This window comes from Massilia sp. UYP34 (assembly GCF_056279385.1).
The window spans coordinates 745,632-763,382 of record NZ_JBWBRF010000001.1 but is presented as its reverse complement, the minus strand read 5'-3'; the positions used below and the strand labels follow the sequence as shown (position 1 = coordinate 763,382).

Sequence of the window (17,751 nt, the reverse complement as noted above, 5' to 3'; positions counted from 1 at the left end):
TTCTGCCCTTGAGCGGAATTTTTGTGTTTGCCTCAGGCAATGGCACAATATCGCTTTAGTAACACATCACCTTTCAAACGTACTGAGGATAACTATGCAATTGGTCAAAACCACCCGAGATACGCTTCTCCGGCCACTGCAGATCGTGAGTGGTATTGTCGAGCGTCGGCACACTATGCCGATTCTGGCCAATATCCTCATTCGCAAGACCGGCGAGAGCGTGTCCTTCCTGTCGACCGACACCGAAGTGCAGATCACCACGCACGCCAATATCGGCTCGGGCGACGACGTGACCGGCACCACGGTGGCCGCGCGTAAACTGCTCGACATCCTGCGCGCGCTGCCGGAATCGGGCGACGTCACCATGACCCTGCAGAACAAGCGCCTGGCGGTCCAGAGCGGCAAGTCGCGCTTCGCGCTGCAGACCCTGGCGGCCGAGGAATTCCCGACCGTCTCGGTGGCCGACAGCTACAACGCCTCGGTGACCCTGCCGCAGAAAACGCTGAAGCACCTGTTCAATATGGTGTACTTCTCGATGGCCCAGCAGGACATCCGTTACTACCTGAACGGCCTGCTCCTGGTGCTCGACGGCAGCAATATCATTGCCGTAGCAACGGACGGCCACCGCCTGGCGTTCTGCCAGGTGGAGACCGAGCAGCAGTTCGAGCGCCAGGAAGTCATCATCCCGCGCAAGACCATCATCGAGCTGCAGCGCCTGCTGGAAGAAAGCGATGAAACCGTGCGCCTGGACATCGCGGCCTCGCAGGTGAAACTGACCTTCGCCGACATCGAGCTGGTCTCGAAACTGGTTGAGGGCAAATTCCCTGACTACACCCGCGTGATCCCGAAGGGGTACAAGAACGACTTCACGATCAGCCGCGATGAACTGCTGCGCTCGCTGCAGCGCGCCGCGATCATGACCAGCGATAAATTCAAGGGCGTGCGCTGCATCATCGAGCCGGGCGTCATGAAGATCAGCTCGACCAATGCCGACCAGGAAGAAGCGGTCGAAGAACTCGAAATCGACTACGGCGGCGACGCGATCGACATCGGCTTTAACGTCACGTACCTGCTCGACGTGCTGAACAACCTGAAGTGCGACCAGGTGAACATCGCCCTGGGCGACTCGAATTCGTCGGCGCTGATCTCGATTCCCGACAATGGCGACTTCAAGTACGTCGTCATGCCGATGCGTATCTAAGAAGGTTGGCTCGACGGCATCGCGAAGAGTCATGCGTTAGCTTAAACCCGTCATTCCCGCGCAGGCGGGAATCCAAGTGCGGTGTGATCCGCCAGCAATCTTGGGTTCCCGCCTGCGCGGGAACGACGGTTCCGGGGTTGCAGGCCAGTGTTGAAGCCAGCTAGCCGCAGGCAACCGGATCCACCCGTTTTATAGAAAGCAGTCCATGTCCGAGAATATCCCAGCAGAAAAGCCCGTCGAAGTGGCGGATGAATACGGCGCCGCCTCGATCCAGATCCTGGAAGGCCTGGAAGCGGTGCGCAAGCGCCCGGGCATGTATATCGGCGACACCTCGGACGGCACCGGCCTGCACCACCTGGTGTTCGAGGTCCTCGACAACTCGATCGACGAAGCGCTGGCAGGTTATTGCACCGAGATCCACGTCACGATCCACTCCGATAACTCGATTTCGATCACCGACAACGGCCGCGGCATCCCGACCGGCGTCAAGATGGACGACAAGCACGAGCCGAAGCGCTCGGCGACCGAGATCGCCCTGACCGAGCTGCACGCCGGCGGCAAGTTCAACCAGAACTCCTATAAAGTGTCGGGCGGCCTGCACGGCGTCGGCGTATCTTGCGTGAACGCACTGTCAAAGCTGCTGCGCGTGACCGTGCGCCAGAACGGCAAGGTGCACCAGATGGAATTCACGCGCGGCGTCCCGGTGGATCGCCTGATCGAGATCCGCGACGGCTTCGAGGTCTCGCCGATGAAGGTGATCGGCGAAACCGACAAGCGCGGCACCGAGGTGCATTTCTGGGCCGATGAAACGATCTTCACGCTGGTGGAGTTCCACTACGAAATCCTGGCGAAGCGTATCCGCGAACTGTCGTTCCTGAACAATGGCGTCAGCATCAAGCTGACCGACCAGCGCACCGGCAAGGAAGAGCTGTTCGCCTTCGAAGGCGGCACCCGCGGCTTCGTCGAGTACATCAACAAGGCCAAGACCGTGCTGCACCCGACCGTGTTCCAGGCAACGGGCGACCGCATGTCGGACCAGAACACGAATATCTCGGTCGACGTGTCGATGCAGTGGAACGATTCGTTCAACGAGCAGGTGCTGTGCTTCACCAACAACATCCCGCAGCGCGACGGCGGCACCCACCTGACCGGCCTGCGCGCGGCGATGACGCGCGTGATCAACAAGTACATCGACGAGCACGACTTCGCCAAGAAGGCCAAGGTCGAGATCTCGGGCGACGACATGCGCGAAGGCCTGACCTGCGTGCTGTCTGTGAAAGTGCCCGAGCCGAAGTTCTCGTCGCAGACCAAGGATAAGCTGGTGTCGTCGGAGGTGCGCGGCCCGGTCGAGGAAATCGTCGCCAAGACGCTCACCGACTTCCTGATGGAAAAGCCGAACGACGCCAAGATCATCTGCGGCAAGATCGTCGAAGCCGCCCGCGCCCGCGAAGCGGCGCGCAAGGCGCGCGACCTGACCCGCCGCAAGGGCATCATGGACGGCCTGGGCCTGTCCTCCAAGCTGGCCGACTGCCAGGAACGCGACCCGGCGCTGGCCGAGCTGTACATCGTCGAGGGTGACTCGGCGGGCGGTTCGGCCAAGCAGGGCCGCGACCGCAAGTTCCAGGCGATCCTGCCGCTGCGCGGCAAGGTGCTGAACGTGGAAAAGGCGCGCTTCGAGAAGATGCTGTCGTCGGAACAGATCACGACCCTGATCGCGACGCTGGGCACCTCGATCGGCCCGGACGAATTCAACGTCGACAAGCTGCGCTACCACCGCATCATCATCATGACCGATGCGGACGTCGACGGCGCCCACATCCGTACGCTGCTACTGACCCTGTTCTACCGCCAGATGCCGCAGCTGGTGGAACGTGGCCACATCTATATCGCGCAACCGCCGCTGTACAAGGTCAAGGCCGGCCGCGACGAGCGTTACCTGAAGGATGACGTCGAAGAGGCCAGCTACATGATGAACGTGGCGCTGAACACCGCGTCGCTGATTCCACGCGAAGGCGCCGAGCCGGTGACCGGCGAGGCGCTGACCGAGCTGGCGCGCAAGTACAACCTGGCCAACGCCATCATGATGCGCCTGGCGCGCGTGATCGACCGCGCTGCGCTGACCGCGATCTTCAGCGGCGGCGTAGCACTGGACCTGACGACGCTCGAGAGCGCGGAAGCGTCGGCCAAGGCGATGGAAGCGGCGATCAACGATCCGGCGGTGAAGGTCAAGGTGAAGTCGGACGAGCTGTCCGAAAAACACGGCCTGCGCATCGAACGCATCTACCACGGCAACGTGCAGGTGACCGCGATCGACGCCGACTTCGTGGCCGGCGCCGATTACGGCGTGCTGGCCGATTCGGCCGCCACCTTCCAGGGTCTGATGGGCGAAGGCGCGATCGTGCGCCGCGGCGAAGGCGAGCGCATGAAGGAATTCGCGGTGCGCGATTTCCATCAAGCGATGGAATGGCTGCGTGAAGAAGCCGAACGTGGCGTGTCCAAGCAGCGCTATAAAGGTCTGGGCGAGATGAATCCGGAGCAGTTGTGGGAGACCACGATGGATCCGACCGTGCGTCGTTTGCTCAAGGTGCAGATCGAGGATGCGATCGCGGCGGATCAGATCTTTACGACGCTGATGGGGGATGACGTCGAGCCGCGCCGTAACTTCATTGAGACCAATGCGCTGCGAGCTGGCAATATCGACGTTTAAGCGTATTGCGCTTCAAGTCAAAACGGCCTCTTCGTGAGGCCGTTTTTTATTGCTGTTCAATCCTGCTCGGGTATCGGCCGCACCACCAGGAACTGGTACGACATCGCGCCAAGGAAGGCAATGCCGGCGCCCGTCAGCAAGGCCGGCACGAACGACCAGCCCTGCGCAATATAGCCGGTAAAGATCGGCGCCAGGGCGCCGCCGATAAAGCCGCCAAAGTTCTGGATCGCCCCCAGCGAGGCAATGCGGCTGCGCGGCGCCACCGCGGTCACCAGCGACCACGAACAGGCCGACGCCGCATTGGCCAGGAAAATCACGACCGAAATACAGGCAATCGCCGCGGTATTGCTCTCGACCAGCGCGGCGGGAATCGTGAACGCCACCATGCCCAGCATCGACAGCACCACCGCCGTCCGACGACCTGCGACGACCGATTTCGCGCGGCGGGTGATCTGGTCCGACGCCCAGCCGGCCGACAGCGCGCCCAGGAAACCGCACAGGAAGGGAATCGTCGCCGCCACGCCGACATAGGCCACGTCCATCTGACGTTCCGTGCGCAGGTAGCCCGGCAGCCAGGTAAGGAACACCCAGTTCAAATAGACCGATCCGAAGAAGCCAAGCAGCATGCCCCAGGTGGCGCGCTGGCGGAACAGCGCGCGCCAGGACGCGAAGCCCGTTGCCGGCGCGGCCTCCGAGGCCTGGCCTTCGTCCAGGTAGGCACGCTCGGCGTCGGTCAACTCTTCGCGCACCGGATCGCGATACAGCATGACCCAGACGATGGCCGCGACGATGCCCAGCGCGCCAGTGATGAAGAAGGCCCAGTGCCAGCTGGTCGCGGCGATCAGCGGCGACAGGCACAAGGGCGCCAGCGCGAAACCCAGCGGCGAGGCCGAGTTATAGATGCCCGTCGGCGTGCCGCGTGCACGCAAGGGGAACCAGTTGCTCACCACCCGCGCCGCGGCCGGGAATTGCGGCGCCTCGCCGATGCCCAGCACGACGCGCGCCAGCACGAACCAGCCGAAGGTGGAGACGAGTCCGCCCGCGGCCTGGGCCAGCGACCAGACCACCAGTCCCGCGCCAAGCAGCCAGCGCGGCCCGATCTTGTCGACCAGCGCGCCGACCGGCAGCTGGCACAGCGCATAGCTCCACGAGAAGGCCGACAGCAGCACGCCCATCTCGCCAAGCGAGAGGCCGAGGTCGGCGCGGATGAATTCATTGGCGACGGCCAGTGTGGCGCGGTCCAGATAGTTGATGACGCCGGTGACGACCAGCAGCACCAGTGCCAGGTTCTGGCGGTAGCGGATGCGCGGCGTTGCGGTCAGGTAAGTAGGGGTAACGTTCATTTCGGGATGGTATCAAACGACACCAGTCACCGGTTACGCCTTTTTTCTCCATGGCATGTTTGCAACACAGCGGCTGCAGCATGCACATCCCGCGCTGCCATCCGCTCCGGGCTGTGCAGGACGCCCAATCGCGCGAAAGCCAGCGCACCTGCCAACGTCCACAATGCGACCATTCTCGAGGAGTTCGATTCCTGCTCACTCACTGACGCCATAGCGAGAGCGACCAGTATCATGTGAGAAGGACTTGGTATGCGCCTCCACCGAAACACGCTTCCCGATGCCAATACCGATTTCCTGCGCCGCGTGCAAGCGGCTGCAAAGACTGATGTGATGTCATTGTCGAGCGAAAAGCCGCGCGCGACTAATGCGCACGGCTTTTCGGCTCGATCTGATCCTCATATTCATTCAGACGTCTCAGGACAACCGGATTGTCGCCGTACTTTTTCTTGAGACGGGCAAGCCTTGCGTCCGTGCCACGGCAAAACTTGTCGATCTGACGACTCACCTCCTTCATTCGCTCGATATCCTGCGGTTCCGGTATCTCACCGCGGAAGTGGTCGCAAGCGTCTCTTCGCTCGACGAAGGCCGACACGTCACTTGGCATACGTTCAGCAGCGTGAAGAGATAGACAGGTGAGCAGCAGCAAGAGCGTGATTGTCTTCACGGTAGGCTCCTCAAGCACCATTGTCAGCCCAATGTGGCTCGTCTCGTCCACGTCGGTTGTATTTGATGACACCGTAGCTTTCACCTACCCGATGGAGCTGCAAATTCATGCCGCTCCACGGAGGCGCACGCGCCAGCGCGCGTTAGCGCGATCATCCGGGAAGCTTGCACGATCATCCGAAGATGCGGGTCAGCGCCTACGGCAGCCTGATCTTGACCACCGCATTGCCGGACGTGACATACAGATTACCCTTGCCGTCCGTGACGATGCCGCGCACGTCGGCCAGGCTGCCCGGCAGGTCGCCGGTGCGCAGGGTCGTCGAGCGCGTCGATCCCGCCACCGTCGTGACCACGCCCTCCGGCGTGATCCTGCGCACCAGGTTGTTGATCGCATCGGCGGCGTACACATTGCCGCGCGGGTCGACCGTCAGCGCCACCACCTGCTCGAAGCGCGCGGCGTTGCCGATGCCGTTGATCGATCCCCGGGCATTCGGCGCACCGGCCAGCGGGATCATGTTGTTGACGCCGATAAAGCCATTCGGGTTCCAGCGGCTGATCTGGCGATTCAGGTCGAACACGAACACGTTGTTGTTGTTGTCCACCGTCACGCCGCGCGGCTCGAACTGGCTCACGCCAGTCAGGTCGTTCACGACGGATTGACCTTCCAGCATCAGCGTCTCGCCCCCCGCAATCCTGCGTGTACTGTAGCTATTGGTGATGAACAGGTTGTCGTTGGCATCGACCGCGATCGCGCCGGGCACCACGGAATCCAGCCGGCCCGCGCTGACATTGCTCCCGATCGGAATCGTCGCCGTGGTGCTGACGCGTCCAGCGGAAGTAATGCTCCGGATGCGCAGATTATCGGCCACATAGATGGTGCCGCGCCGGTTGACCGCCACGGCCACCGGATCGCTGAAGCGGGCATTGCCCGCGTCGCCATCGACCAGGCCGCTGGTGCCGGCCGCCCCGGCCACCGTCGTGACCACGCCGGCCGGCGTGATCTTGCGAATGACGAAGTTGCCGGTGTCGGCGACATACAGATTGCCATCGGCATCGATCGCAATGCCATGCGGCGATTTGAAGCGCGCAGCCGCACCGGTGCCGTCCATCGTGCCCTCGACCGTCGGATCGCCCGCCAGGATCGACAGCGCGGCCTGCGGTGGGGGCGCTTCGCCGCCATCCCCACCGTCTTCGTCCTTCGGTATGCCGTCGCCACAGGCGGAGCACAGCAGCATCAGCGCGGCGGCGCCGCACAGCTTGAGCCGAAGGCGGGCAGTATCGAGGGCATTATTGAGGGAGGTAGCGGTCACGGCACGGCGGGTCATGAATCTCTCCAGGAAGGTCCGTCTTCGATGCTATCACGCAGCAAACCACCCGCTGCGCCTCTCAGCCATGACGCCAGCATAAAATGCGGCGCCGCCGCTCTAGAACGGCGCCAAAGCGACACTTTCGCCGTGCCGTCCCCGTTCAACAAGATATTGAATTCCCCATACTTTCTTTTCCGCAATCGGCTATTTCCCGCTTGACATACGGTCGGGAGTTCCTTAAAGTCGAAATTATGTCTTTCACCCTGCATCTGTCGACCACCCTACCAGCCGCCGGCGCGCTATCGCTGGCTGCCCTGCTACTACGCGCGTAACGCTTCGCCGTACGTCCCGGCTCCGCCGGCCCCAACAGCAGCAGGATTCGCACCGATGTCTACCACGCCATTTTTCGCACCACCGAATGTCCCCACCGGGTTCGCCGTGGCGGCCGGCTCGCGCGCAGGCATCCGCCTGCTGCTAAAGCTACCGATCGGTTGCCGGGCCTAGCGTTTTCGTGGCCCGTCCGGCAGCCTGTCGCCACCTCTCAGACCTACAAGGTCGCCCAGTGACCACCCCATCAGGAGCCCCGATCATGCTGAACAACCCCGCCACCAAATACCGCCCTTTCCCCGCCGTCCCGTTGACCGACCGCCAGTGGCCGAGCCGCGCCATCACCACGCCGCCGATCTGGATGAGCACCGACCTGCGCGACGGTAACCAGGCATTGATCGAGCCGATGAGCGTCGAGAAGAAGCTGCGCTTCTTCAAGATGCTGGTCAAGATCGGCATCAAGGAGATCGAGGTCGGCTTCCCATCCGCCTCGCAGACCGACTTCGACTTCGTGCGCATGCTGGTGGAAGACAAGCACATTCCGGACGACGTGACCATCATCGTGCTGACCCAGTCGCGCGATGAGCTGATCCGCCGCACGGTGGAATCGGCGGTCGGCGCCAAGCGCGCCATCGTCCACGTCTACAACTCGGTGGCGCCGGTGTTCCGCCGCGTGGTGTTCGGCATGGAGCGCGACGAGATCGTGCAGATCGCGGTCAAGGGCGTCCAGCTGATCAAGGACCTGGTGGCCCAGCATCCGCAGACCCAATGGGGCCTGGAGTATTCGCCGGAATCGTTCTCGACCACCGAACTCGATTTTTCCAAGCAGATCACCGATGCGGTCAGCGCCGTGTGGCAGCCGACGCCGGACAACAAGATGATCGTCAACCTGCCGTCGACCGTGGAAGCGGCCACGCCGAACGTCTACGCCGATCAGATCGAATGGATGTGCCGCCACCTGAACAACCGCGAATCGCTGGTGATCAGCGTCCACCCGCACAATGATCGCGGCACCGCGGTCGCCGCCGCCGAGCTGGCGGTGATGGCCGGCGCCGACCGTGTCGAGGGCTGCCTGTTTGGTAACGGCGAGCGCACCGGCAACGTCGACCTGGTCACCCTGGCGATGAACCTGTACACGCAGGGCGTCAATCCGGGCCTGGACTTCTCGGACATCGACGCCGTGCGCCAGCTGGTGGAAGACTGCAACCAGTTGCCGGTGCACCCGCGCCATCCGTATGCGGGCGACCTGGTGTTCACCGCCTTCTCGGGCTCGCACCAGGACGCGATCAAGAAGGGCTTCGCCAAGCAGCAGCCCGACGCACTCTGGGAAGTGCCGTACCTGCCGATCGACCCGGCCGACCTGGGCCGCAGCTACGACGCCGTCATCCGCGTCAACAGCCAGTCGGGCAAGGGCGGCATGGCCTATCTGCTGGAACAGGAATACGGCCTGCAGCTTCCGCGCCGCTTGCAGATCGAGTTTTCGCGCGCCGTGCAGCGCGTGGCCGACGAAAGCGGCCGCGAGATCAACGCCGGCGACCTGCACGCGCTGTTCGCGCGCGAATACCTGGAGCAGGTCGAACCGTATCACTACATCTCGCACCGCATGGTCGAGGACAGCGAGCATGACGTGCAGCTCGACGTGACCGTGGCGCGCCACCATGCGCAGCAAACCTTCGCCGGCACCGGCAACGGTCCGATCGACGCTTTCGTGAGTGCGCTGGGGCTGGAGATCCGCCTGATGGACTACCACGAGCATGCGATCGGCTCGGGCGCCGATGCGCGCGCGGCCTGCTACGTCGAACTGCGCGTGGGCAATGGCCCGACCCTGTTCGGCGTGGGCATCGACAGCAATATCGTGACCGCTTCGTTCAAGTCGGTGCTGTCGGCGGTGAACCGTCACATGGCGGCCAGCGGAGAGAATTCGGCCGCGCTGGCGGCCTGAAGAAGGGGGACAGGGCGCGCGGCGCCCTGCCGGCGCCGCCAGTCGATCAGCGGCGGCGCTGCGGCGCGCGGCGCGGGCCGGCCGGTCCGCGCGACTCGAGGTGGCGGAACACGATGCGGCCCTTGGTCAGGTCGTAGGGCGAGAGTTCGAGCGTGACGCGGTCGCCCATCAGGATGCGGATGTGGTTCTTCTTCATGCGGCCGGCCGTATAGGCGATCATCTTGTGGCCGTTTTCCAGCTCGACGCGGAAACGCAGTTCCGGCAGCACTTCCGACACTAGGCCGTTCATTTCGATCAGTTCTTCTTTTGCCATGCAGGTTCTCCTGGGTGCGCCGCCGGAAGGATTCGGGCGTCGTTGATGCGGGGGATCGTTGGGCCCGGCATCGAGCGCCAGGAGAGGGATGAAAAAAAAGCCCGCATCCTGCGGGCTTCGTTTCAAAGCATTACCGATGTATCGCCACTCCCGCCCATGCTATCTGCGTGGTGCCGGAGCTATGGACGCCCGCGCTATCTGCGCGGTGCGGCCGCTGTACAGGCTGACTGACATACCGAAAACACGTCCCCCGGAAAGTCGCGCACTGCACAGGCGCGGTCACGGATCAGGGGACTTTCGACCAGGCGTGGCCTGATCGATTGGTCGAGTATAACAGCTTTCTTTGTGCGGCGCACAAATAATTTTCGCCGATGTCAGAGCGGCGCCGGTTCGTCGCCGTCGTCGCGGCCGGCCCTGAAGCGTTCGGCCACGATCGACGCATCGTCGTCGAGTCGGGAAGGGACGGCCGCCTCGGGCGGATCGAGCATGTCGGCCAGCATGGCGTGCAGTTCCGGCGTGTCCCACTCCTCGCCCGCGCGCAGCCGGCGGTGGATATAGTGCTGGATCTCGCTATGCTGTTCGGCGGTCAATGGCAGGCCGTGGAACGTGGTGCCCGGGGTCGCTTCGCGCATGCTGCCTCCTGTGCCCCGCCGACATGGCCGGATGTGTCGACTATACGCCGGCGCGCTCCGGGCGGCGCGCGCTTCACGCCGTCCCGCTCGTCCCGCCCATTCCGCTCATCCGGTCCAGCATCTGCAGCGAGGCGCGTTCGCTCATCACCAGCACCAGTTTCAGGCGCGCGCGCGTCATGCCGACGAAGAGCTTGCGCAGCGCGCGTTCGTCCAGTTCCTCGAAGTCGATCTCGGTGAAGATCAGCGCCGGCGCCGACTGGCCCTTGAAGCGGTACACCGATTCGGCCAGCAAGCCCCCTTCGCGAAACACCGGGTTGCCGAACAGGTCATAGGCCCCCGTGAACGAGCGCAGCGTGTGCGAATCGCTCAGGCGGTCGAGCCTCAGGATCGCCGATTTCTCCCGCCCGCGAAACGCGCAGATCGCGATGTCCTGGCGCCCGAAGCCGGCCGCCAGGCACGAGGTCACGGCGCGCCGGGTCTGCGCCAGCATCGCTTCTTCGTCCCCTTCCGGATACGTCAGCTCCTCGATGTCGGCGCCCTTGAACGGACTGCCCGCCTCCACCGGCTGGCGCGCGGCGCCGAGCGCCGTCAGCATGTCGACGATCTGGCGCGGGCTGCGGTAGTTGGTATGCGAATGCAGGGTGACCCAGCCCGGCAGCGGCACCATCGCGCGGCCGTACAGGTTCTGGTCCGGGTCTTCCATCCAGATCGCGCGCGCGCCCGGCTTGAGCATGCGCAGCACGATGTCGCGCCAGGCCACCGAGAAGTCCTGGCCCTCGTCGACGATCACCACGTCGAACTGCCAGGTCTCGGGCAGCTCGGCGTCCGTCATCGAGTGTTCGATGCGGTCCCAGACGTCCGCCGCGCCATAGTCGGGCGTGACGTCCTGCGCGCGCAGCCAGGCGTCGGACAGCATGTGGAAGGTGGCCACCCGTCCGCCGGCCGGCGCCAGGCGCTCGATGTGGTCGGCCAGCGGCCGGTTGAAGCAGACGTAGAGCGGACGCAGGCCGGCGTCGAGCGCGGCCGTGTATTCGGCCAGCGCCAGCTGGGTCTTGCCGCTGCCGGCGGTGCCGATCACATGCAGGCGGAACGGCGCGAATTCGAGCCGTCGGGCCCATGTCGCCAGGCCGCCCGACAGCCGCGTCACCATGTTCACCGCGTTGCCGATCATGGCGCTCGGGTCGGGCCGCAGGTTCAGCGTGTCGCCCAGGAAGCGCGTGACCTTGTCGAAGTCGTCGGTGCGGTCGGTGACCGGCAGCGACTCGCGGATCACCCGCGCCAGCCGCGGCTTGCTGGTGGCGTCGATGATGTGGTCGGGATCGATCCCGGCCAGCTGCTGGTCGCGCACGATGTAGTCGGGGCAGTACAGCAGATAGTCGACCGACAGCGCGCCATGGTAGCGCTTGGTCAGCCCCTCGACGGTCGCCAGGATCTGGCTGCGGATCTTGCGCGGTTTACCCTGGTAGCTTTTCACCAGGCCTTCCGGGGTCTCGTTGAGAAAGCCGGCCACCTGCTCGATCACCAGCATGCGGCCGTTCGGGGCGAGCACGATGAAGTCGACGTCGCCATACACCGAGTAACCCTGCTCGACGTTGGTCCAGTGCACGCCGTGGTAAATGACGTAGGGGGTGTCGGCCAGGCGCTGCTCGAGATAGGCCAGGGTTTCGATCTCGCGCGCGGCGGCGCCGGTGACCGCCATCTCGCGCCAGCCGGCAGGTTGGATATGGGCCATGGTGTCCGCAAGCGTTAGTATGGTGGAAACTATTGTAAGTCTGTTTCCATCATAGTCACACACCGTTGTGCGGGGAACGCACATCGGGCCATCAATAAGGGGCAATTCATTGCCATAACGAAAAATTCATTGTCGTGGGGCGCCTAACTCATGCACACTTTCGTTCATTAAGCTTTGCAGGATCCTTTGTGCATTTTCCCCCCGTCCCTTTGCCAGTATCGACACGCGCCCCGCTGTGGCGCCTGTGGTCATGCCTGCTTCTCGTCCTGGGCCTGTGCCTGATGGACGCAGCCCATGCCAAGACCTATACCTTTGATGGCGGCAAGGTGCTCAACTGCAGACACAAGGCGAAGGTCTATACCTGCCCCAACCTCCGGTTGCCCGATTGGGACGACAACATGGTCATCGAAGACGGCTATACCGTCAACGTCAGCGACGACGTCAGCTTCGGGTGGAACCAGGGCCTCAGGATGTCGGGCACGGCGCGCCTGACCAGCACCGGCAGCATCAACCTGACCGGCCTCGGGCCCGGCAGCCTCTTCATCAATGGCGGCTCGTTCGAGGCGGGCGGGAACTTCGCGGTCGGGGGGCGGACGCCGTTCAGGGCCGACGTCACCGCCGGCACGCTCACGCTGGGCACCGGGACCGATATCCGGATCACCGGCAAGATGGTGTCGCGCGGCGCGGTATCGGTGGCCTCGAACGCCACCATCATTGGGCCGGTGAGCGGCACGTCGATCATGACCAACTCACCTTTCAAGATCACCGGCGACGTCACGGCCAGCGGCACGCTCAAGATTGCGTCCGGCGCCATCATCGAGGGCGCGATCAAGGGCTCCGTCATCACCGCCGATTCCCCGGTCACGCTCACGGGCAACGTCACCGCCACCAGCAGGTTCACCCTCGGCTCCGGCAGCACGGTCAGCGGCAATATCGTGGCGCCGGAAGTCGAGCTGCATGCCTCGAAGAGCAATATCACCGGTAACATCACCGCCAGCAAGCTCCTGACGATGGGCGACTCCGTCAAGGTCAAGGGAACGGTCGATACCGGGACGCTGACGATGAATGCTTCCAACGCCATGATCGAAGGCGCCGCCAAGGTCAACTTCGCCACGCTGTACTGGAACGGGCGGGTCACCCAGCCCATCGTGTGCAAGGCGGGCACCCGTCCCGGCCATTGCGACTGCGTCGACAACCAGAGCGGCAACCCGGTCAACTCCACCAACGGTCCGCGCTGCGAGGGTCCCAGTCCCGTGGCGGGCACCTTGAGCCATTTCCTGATCGAGCATGACGGCAACGACGCCGCCACCTGCTCGACCAAGGAAGTCAAGGTCAGCGCGTGCACCAATGACAACTGCAGCCAGACGCTCTCCACGCCGACCCGGGTCACCATGCAGCCCGGCGGCGCCAGCGCCAGTTTCACGGGTTCCGGCACGGTCCAGGTAGCGAGCGCCCGCAAGGGTGTCAACCAGCTGTCGCTGACGTCCGACGGCGCGGCAACGCCGGTCCGGTGCCGCAACACCAAGAACAACGCGGCCAGCTGCGACGTCAACTTCACGGGCGATGTCGGTTTCCGGGTGTCCGTGCCGGACCACAAGGCGGGCAACTGGGTGCGCGCCGAACTGCAGGCGCTCAGGACGGACGGCGCCGCCTGCGTGCCCACCTTCGTCGATGTCAAGAAGCCGGTCCAGTACTCCTGCAGCCATACCGAGCCGAAGACCGGCACCTTGCCGGTAAAGCTCCGGCGCACGGAATCCAGCCCCGACACTGCCGTCGCGCTGATGTGCGACCCCAACAAGCTGGTGCTCTGGGAGACCACCTTCGACGGCCAGGCGAGGACGGCCATCGAGCTTACCTATACCGATGCCGGCAAGGTGACGCTCAACGCGAAGACGGATGACATCAGCGGCGCCGACGCGTTTATCGCCGCTCCGGACCATTTCGTCATTGCCACGCCCAGCCCCTTGCGCGCGGGCCTGGACTTCGACGTGACGCTCACGGCGAAGAACGCCGACAACAACACGACCCCCAATTTCGACAAGAACGGCTACACCGCCACCGGCGCGACCACGACGACGGTCAGCATGCCCTGCAAGGCAGGCAACGGTGTCATGCAACCGGTCGAGACCGAGTTCAGCGGCGGGAAGGCCAAGATCGCGGCCAACTTCACCGAGGCCGGCTGGATCAACCTGCAGGCGGAGTTGAACGAGTTTCTCGGCAGCGAGGTGACGACGGTCAGCGCCACCGGCAACAATGCGGTCACGCCCTGCACACTCGAGGTCGGCCCCTTCGTGCCCATGTACTTCCAGGTCGAGCTGAACGACACCGGGCGCATCGTCGCGGCCAAGGACGGCAAGGAACTCGCCTACTACTATTCGCGCGAGCCGATCCCGCTCAAGGTCACCGCCATGAACGCACAGGGCCAGCCGACGACCAATTATCCGGACGTTTATGGATCGGATCACGCATTCGCCCTGAGCGCCGTCGCCACCGACGGCACGTCGCTTGACGCCGGCGCCGGCACACTTGCCGGGACGCTCGCGGAGAGCGATTTCGTGGCGGGCGTCGCCACCTGGACCCCTTCCACCAAGTCGCCACAGGCGACCTTCCAGTTCACGAACCCGCGCGCCAAACCCATGCAGATCCGCGTGCGCGTGGAAAACAAGGCGGCCACCGGCGCCCTGCCTACCGGCCACGACATCACGTCGGCGGGCGCATCCGCGCATGAAAAGGCGCAACCGGAAATCCGCATCGGACGGCTGCGCATCGCCACGGTATTCGGGCGCGCGGCCTCCACGCTCAAGCTGCCGGTCACGGCGGAATACTGGAGCGGCAACAGCTGGCTGCGCAACGACAAGGACGATTTCACCATCGTGCCTGCCGCCGCCATCGCACAAACCTCGCATGCGCACGCCAACGGCAGTGGCGCCAAGCCCAGGACCCAGGTCTTTTCCGACCTGGAGCTGGGGGGCGGCGAGGCCCTCCTGCCAGTCCAGGGCGATGCGGCCGGCTGGATCGACATCGCCTTCAACCTCGGCCCCGGCACTGGCGTTGGACCAGACCAATCCTGCCTGAAGTCGCATCCAACCACCACGTTCGCCGGCATGCCCTGGCTGCAATCGCTCAGCGGCTGCATCGACCCTTCCGGGCGCGCCACCTTCGGCATCTTCGCGCCCGAGAGCCGCCGCATCATCCACATGCGCGAGGTGTTCAATTGAAGCGCGCATGGCGGCGTCAAGCCGGCTTCACGATGGTCGAACTGGTCACGGTGATGGTGCTGGTCGGCGTGCTGGCCGCGATCGGCATTCCGCGGCTGATGGGCGGGAACAGCATCAATGCGGTCGTCTTCGGCGACCAGGTGGCCAGCGCATTGCGCACGGCGCAGAAGAGCGCGGTGGCCAAGCGCCGCATCGTGTGCGTGACGACCTTCGAGCGACGCATTGAACTGCGCATCAGCACGGCTGGCGGCGCGGCCGCCTGCAACCTGCAGCTCGACGGCGCCGGGGACGGCACGTTCGACAGCACCGATGACAAGATCAGCATGAACAATCCGCAGCCCGCGCTGTTCTTCCGTCCGGACGGCACCATCGCCGCCACGGCGGGCGGGGCGCCGCTCGAAGGCTTCGACGTCACGGTCAGCGATGCCAGCGGCGTGCGGCGCACGATCCACGTCGACGGGAGGACCGGTCTTGTCAATTAAGCGCATGGCCGGGATGACCCTGGTCGAACTGATCATCGCCATCGTGATCGTGGGCACGGCGCTGGCCGGCCTGGTCGCGGTCTACAACCGCGCCAACGTCGCCAGCGCCGACCCCTTGATCACCCAGCAGATGCTGGCCATTGCCGAGACCATGATGGAAGAGGTCATGCTCAAGCCCTATATGACGGATGGCAGCAATGCCCCACAGCCGGCAATCCGCGCCGACTACACCGAGATTGACCACTACAACGGGTACGCCACCAGCGGCGGCATCGTCGACGTGGCGGGCGATCCGGTCGCGGGCCTGGGCCGCTACGACGTCGCGGTCAGCGTCACCCCGACCACGCTGACGAACATCGCCAATGCCGCCGATGTCCGGCGCATCCAGGTGGTGGTGACGGAACGCGGCGGCCAGCAATTGCAGCTCACCGGATGGAGGACCAAGCCATGGCAGCCAGCGCAACCATGAGGCGCCCTCGAGCGCGCGGCTTCACGCTGGTCGAGCTGATCGTCGTCATCGTCCTGATCGGCATCATCGGCGGCGTGCTCGTCCTGCAGCTGCTGCCCGCGATCCGCAGCTACCTGCTGGTCGGGCAGCGCGCGGCGCTGACCAACCAGGCCGACACCGCCCTGCGCAAGATCGTCGGTGAAGTGCGCAGCGCGGTGCCCAATTCGCTGCGGCTCGAATCGTCCACGTGCATGGAACTGGTGCCGACCAAGGATGGCGGCCGCTATCGCATGGGTCCCCACGTCGACCGCGACGTCGACCCCGTCGTCGTGGCCGGCGACTTCCTCGACGATACCGGAACCAAGACCCGCTTCGACGTGCTGACCGACGCCGTCAATGCGCCCGTGCCGGGCGACGCCATCGTGATCGGCAACCAGAACACGAGCGACGTCTATAACGAGGTGAACGTCGGCATTGTCAACGCATCGGGCGTTCCCACGAACGCCGCCACCGGGGTGTCCAGCATTACCCTCGATGCCGCGATCCAGATCCCGCCGGGCTACGATGGCGGACGCTTCGTGGTCGTGCCGAAGGACGAAAAAGTCGTCACCTACCTGTGCCTCGGCGCGAAGCTGGACAAGGACACCGGCACCGGTGCGGGCAAGCTGTATCGCCTCGCCGACGCCAACTTCCACCTCGACCCGACCTGCCCGGCCGTGGCGCCGGCCGGCGCGGCGCTGGTGGCGGACAAGGTGTCGCATTGCGCCTTCATCTATTCCCCCAACCAGGGCGCGACCCAGGAAAGCGGCTTCGTCCAGCTGCAGCTGACCCTGAGCGACAAGGGCGAATCGGTCCCGCTCACCATCGGCGCCCACGTGGACAACGTGCCATGAGCCGCCCGCGCCCACAATCCGGCTTCGCCTACATCGCGGCGATCGTGTTCCTGGTGGTGATCGCCGGAATCGCGGTGGCCCTGCTGCAGCTGACCACGACCCAGCAGACCACCGTCAACCAGGCCCTGCTCGGCGCCCGCGCCGGCCTGGCCGCGCGCGCCGGCATCGAATGGGTCTACGAGGACCTTGGCAGCCGCTGCGCGCAAACCGGCACCATCACGGACCTCGGCGATTTCGTCAACGACGCCGGTTTCCACGTCAGGGTCACGTGTTCGTACCGCGTCTATCTGGAAGGCGAGCAACTCGACGCCAGCGGGGCGCTGGAAGCGGTCGTCAAGCACATCTACCGGATCGAGTCGGTCGCCTGCAACCGCAATGGCCCCGGCGCTTGCCCGGACGACGCCAGCGTCCCACGGCCGGACTATGTGGAACGGAAACGGGTCGCCACCGTCTGCATGACCGCCAACAACAACAACAACAACCCGTTCTGCAACTGAGATTGCTATCCATACCGAAACAATGATCTCGGTTTTCGAGGAATGA

Annotated in this window: 14 protein-coding genes; 8 read left to right on the top strand and 6 right to left on the bottom strand. The window is 64.5% G+C overall.

Translation table 11 applies throughout. The features are described from left to right. The first annotated feature begins 94 nt into the window (after positions 1 to 94). Both dnaN and gyrB read left to right on the top strand, forming a co-directional pair. A complete protein-coding gene (gene dnaN / locus ACZ9AQ_RS03350; protein WP_005664571.1) occupies positions 95 to 1,201 on the top strand; it encodes a DNA polymerase III subunit beta in 1,107 nt (368 codons plus the stop codon). Positions 1,202 to 1,406: 205 nt separating this feature from the next. Beyond that, positions 1,407 to 3,908 carry a DNA topoisomerase (ATP-hydrolyzing) subunit B gene (gene gyrB / locus ACZ9AQ_RS03345; protein WP_429200710.1) on the top strand — a complete coding sequence of 834 codons (2,502 nt, stop codon included), beginning with the start codon at positions 1,407 to 1,409 and terminating at the stop codon, positions 3,906 to 3,908. Between the two features lie 56 nt (positions 3,909 to 3,964). Here gyrB and ACZ9AQ_RS03340 read toward each other — a convergent pair whose 3' ends face one another. The 3 genes from ACZ9AQ_RS03340 to ACZ9AQ_RS03330 form a co-directional block, all read right to left on the bottom strand. Further along, positions 3,965 to 5,251, bottom strand: a complete 1,287-nt coding sequence (locus ACZ9AQ_RS03340) for an MFS transporter (RefSeq protein WP_429200712.1) — start codon at positions 5,249 to 5,251, stop codon at positions 3,965 to 3,967. A 361-nt stretch (positions 5,252 to 5,612) separates the two neighbouring features. Then, the gene (locus tag ACZ9AQ_RS03335) at positions 5,613 to 5,915 is read right to left on the bottom strand and encodes a hypothetical protein (protein ID WP_429200714.1); all 303 of its coding nucleotides are present in this window, start codon (positions 5,913 to 5,915) and stop codon (positions 5,613 to 5,615) included. Between the two features lie 196 nt (positions 5,916 to 6,111). Continuing rightward, entirely contained in the window at positions 6,112 to 7,239 is a 1,128-nt protein-coding gene (locus ACZ9AQ_RS03330; RefSeq protein ID WP_429200715.1) for an NHL repeat-containing protein, read from the bottom strand. Positions 7,240 to 7,807: 568 nt separating this feature from the next. Here ACZ9AQ_RS03330 and leuA point away from each other — a divergent pair. Continuing rightward, positions 7,808 to 9,490: a 2-isopropylmalate synthase gene (gene leuA, locus ACZ9AQ_RS03325; RefSeq protein ID WP_429201772.1), complete on the top strand. Its 1,683-nt coding sequence runs from the start codon at positions 7,808 to 7,810 to the stop codon at positions 9,488 to 9,490. 46 nt (positions 9,491 to 9,536) lie between these two features. Here leuA and infA read toward each other — a convergent pair whose 3' ends face one another. The 3 genes from infA to ACZ9AQ_RS03310 all read right to left on the bottom strand — a co-directional run bounded on the left by infA (position 9,537) and on the right by ACZ9AQ_RS03310 (position 12,167). Next, positions 9,537 to 9,803, bottom strand: a complete 267-nt coding sequence (infA, locus tag ACZ9AQ_RS03320; protein ID WP_005664553.1) for a translation initiation factor IF-1 — start codon at positions 9,801 to 9,803, stop codon at positions 9,537 to 9,539. A gap of 374 nt (positions 9,804 to 10,177) precedes the next feature. Beyond that, a complete protein-coding gene (locus ACZ9AQ_RS03315; RefSeq protein ID WP_429200717.1) occupies positions 10,178 to 10,435 on the bottom strand; it encodes a hypothetical protein in 258 nt (85 codons plus the stop codon). A 73-nt stretch (positions 10,436 to 10,508) separates the two neighbouring features. After that, a complete protein-coding gene (locus tag ACZ9AQ_RS03310; RefSeq protein ID WP_429200719.1) occupies positions 10,509 to 12,167 on the bottom strand; it encodes an ATP-binding domain-containing protein in 1,659 nt (552 codons plus the stop codon). A 281-nt stretch (positions 12,168 to 12,448) separates the two neighbouring features. Here ACZ9AQ_RS03310 and ACZ9AQ_RS03305 point away from each other — a divergent pair, with 281 nt between their 5' ends. From ACZ9AQ_RS03305 to ACZ9AQ_RS03285, 5 genes are read left to right on the top strand one after another with little or no spacing between them, the layout of a single operon-like run. Beyond that, positions 12,449 to 15,385 (top strand): DUF6701 domain-containing protein, encoded by a 2,937-nt coding sequence (locus tag ACZ9AQ_RS03305; RefSeq protein WP_429200721.1) that lies wholly within the window; start codon positions 12,449 to 12,451, stop codon positions 15,383 to 15,385. Next, positions 15,382 to 15,867, top strand: coding sequence for a pilus assembly FimT family protein (locus ACZ9AQ_RS03300; RefSeq protein WP_429200723.1), 486 nt, complete (start codon positions 15,382 to 15,384; stop codon positions 15,865 to 15,867). The genes ACZ9AQ_RS03305 and ACZ9AQ_RS03300 overlap by 4 nt, the downstream gene beginning before the upstream one ends. Next, a complete protein-coding gene (locus tag ACZ9AQ_RS03295; RefSeq protein WP_429200725.1) occupies positions 15,857 to 16,336 on the top strand; it encodes a type IV pilus modification PilV family protein in 480 nt (159 codons plus the stop codon). Before ACZ9AQ_RS03300 ends, ACZ9AQ_RS03295 begins: the two co-directional genes overlap by 11 nt. Continuing rightward, positions 16,333 to 17,208 (top strand): prepilin-type N-terminal cleavage/methylation domain-containing protein, encoded by an 876-nt coding sequence (locus tag ACZ9AQ_RS03290; protein WP_429200727.1) that lies wholly within the window; start codon positions 16,333 to 16,335, stop codon positions 17,206 to 17,208. The genes ACZ9AQ_RS03295 and ACZ9AQ_RS03290 overlap by 4 nt, the downstream gene beginning before the upstream one ends. After that, the gene (locus ACZ9AQ_RS03285; RefSeq protein ID WP_429200728.1) at positions 17,205 to 17,705 is read left to right on the top strand and encodes an MSHA biogenesis protein MshP; all 501 of its coding nucleotides are present in this window, start codon (positions 17,205 to 17,207) and stop codon (positions 17,703 to 17,705) included. Before ACZ9AQ_RS03290 ends, ACZ9AQ_RS03285 begins: the two co-directional genes overlap by 4 nt. The last annotated feature ends 46 nt before the right edge of the window (positions 17,706 to 17,751 follow it).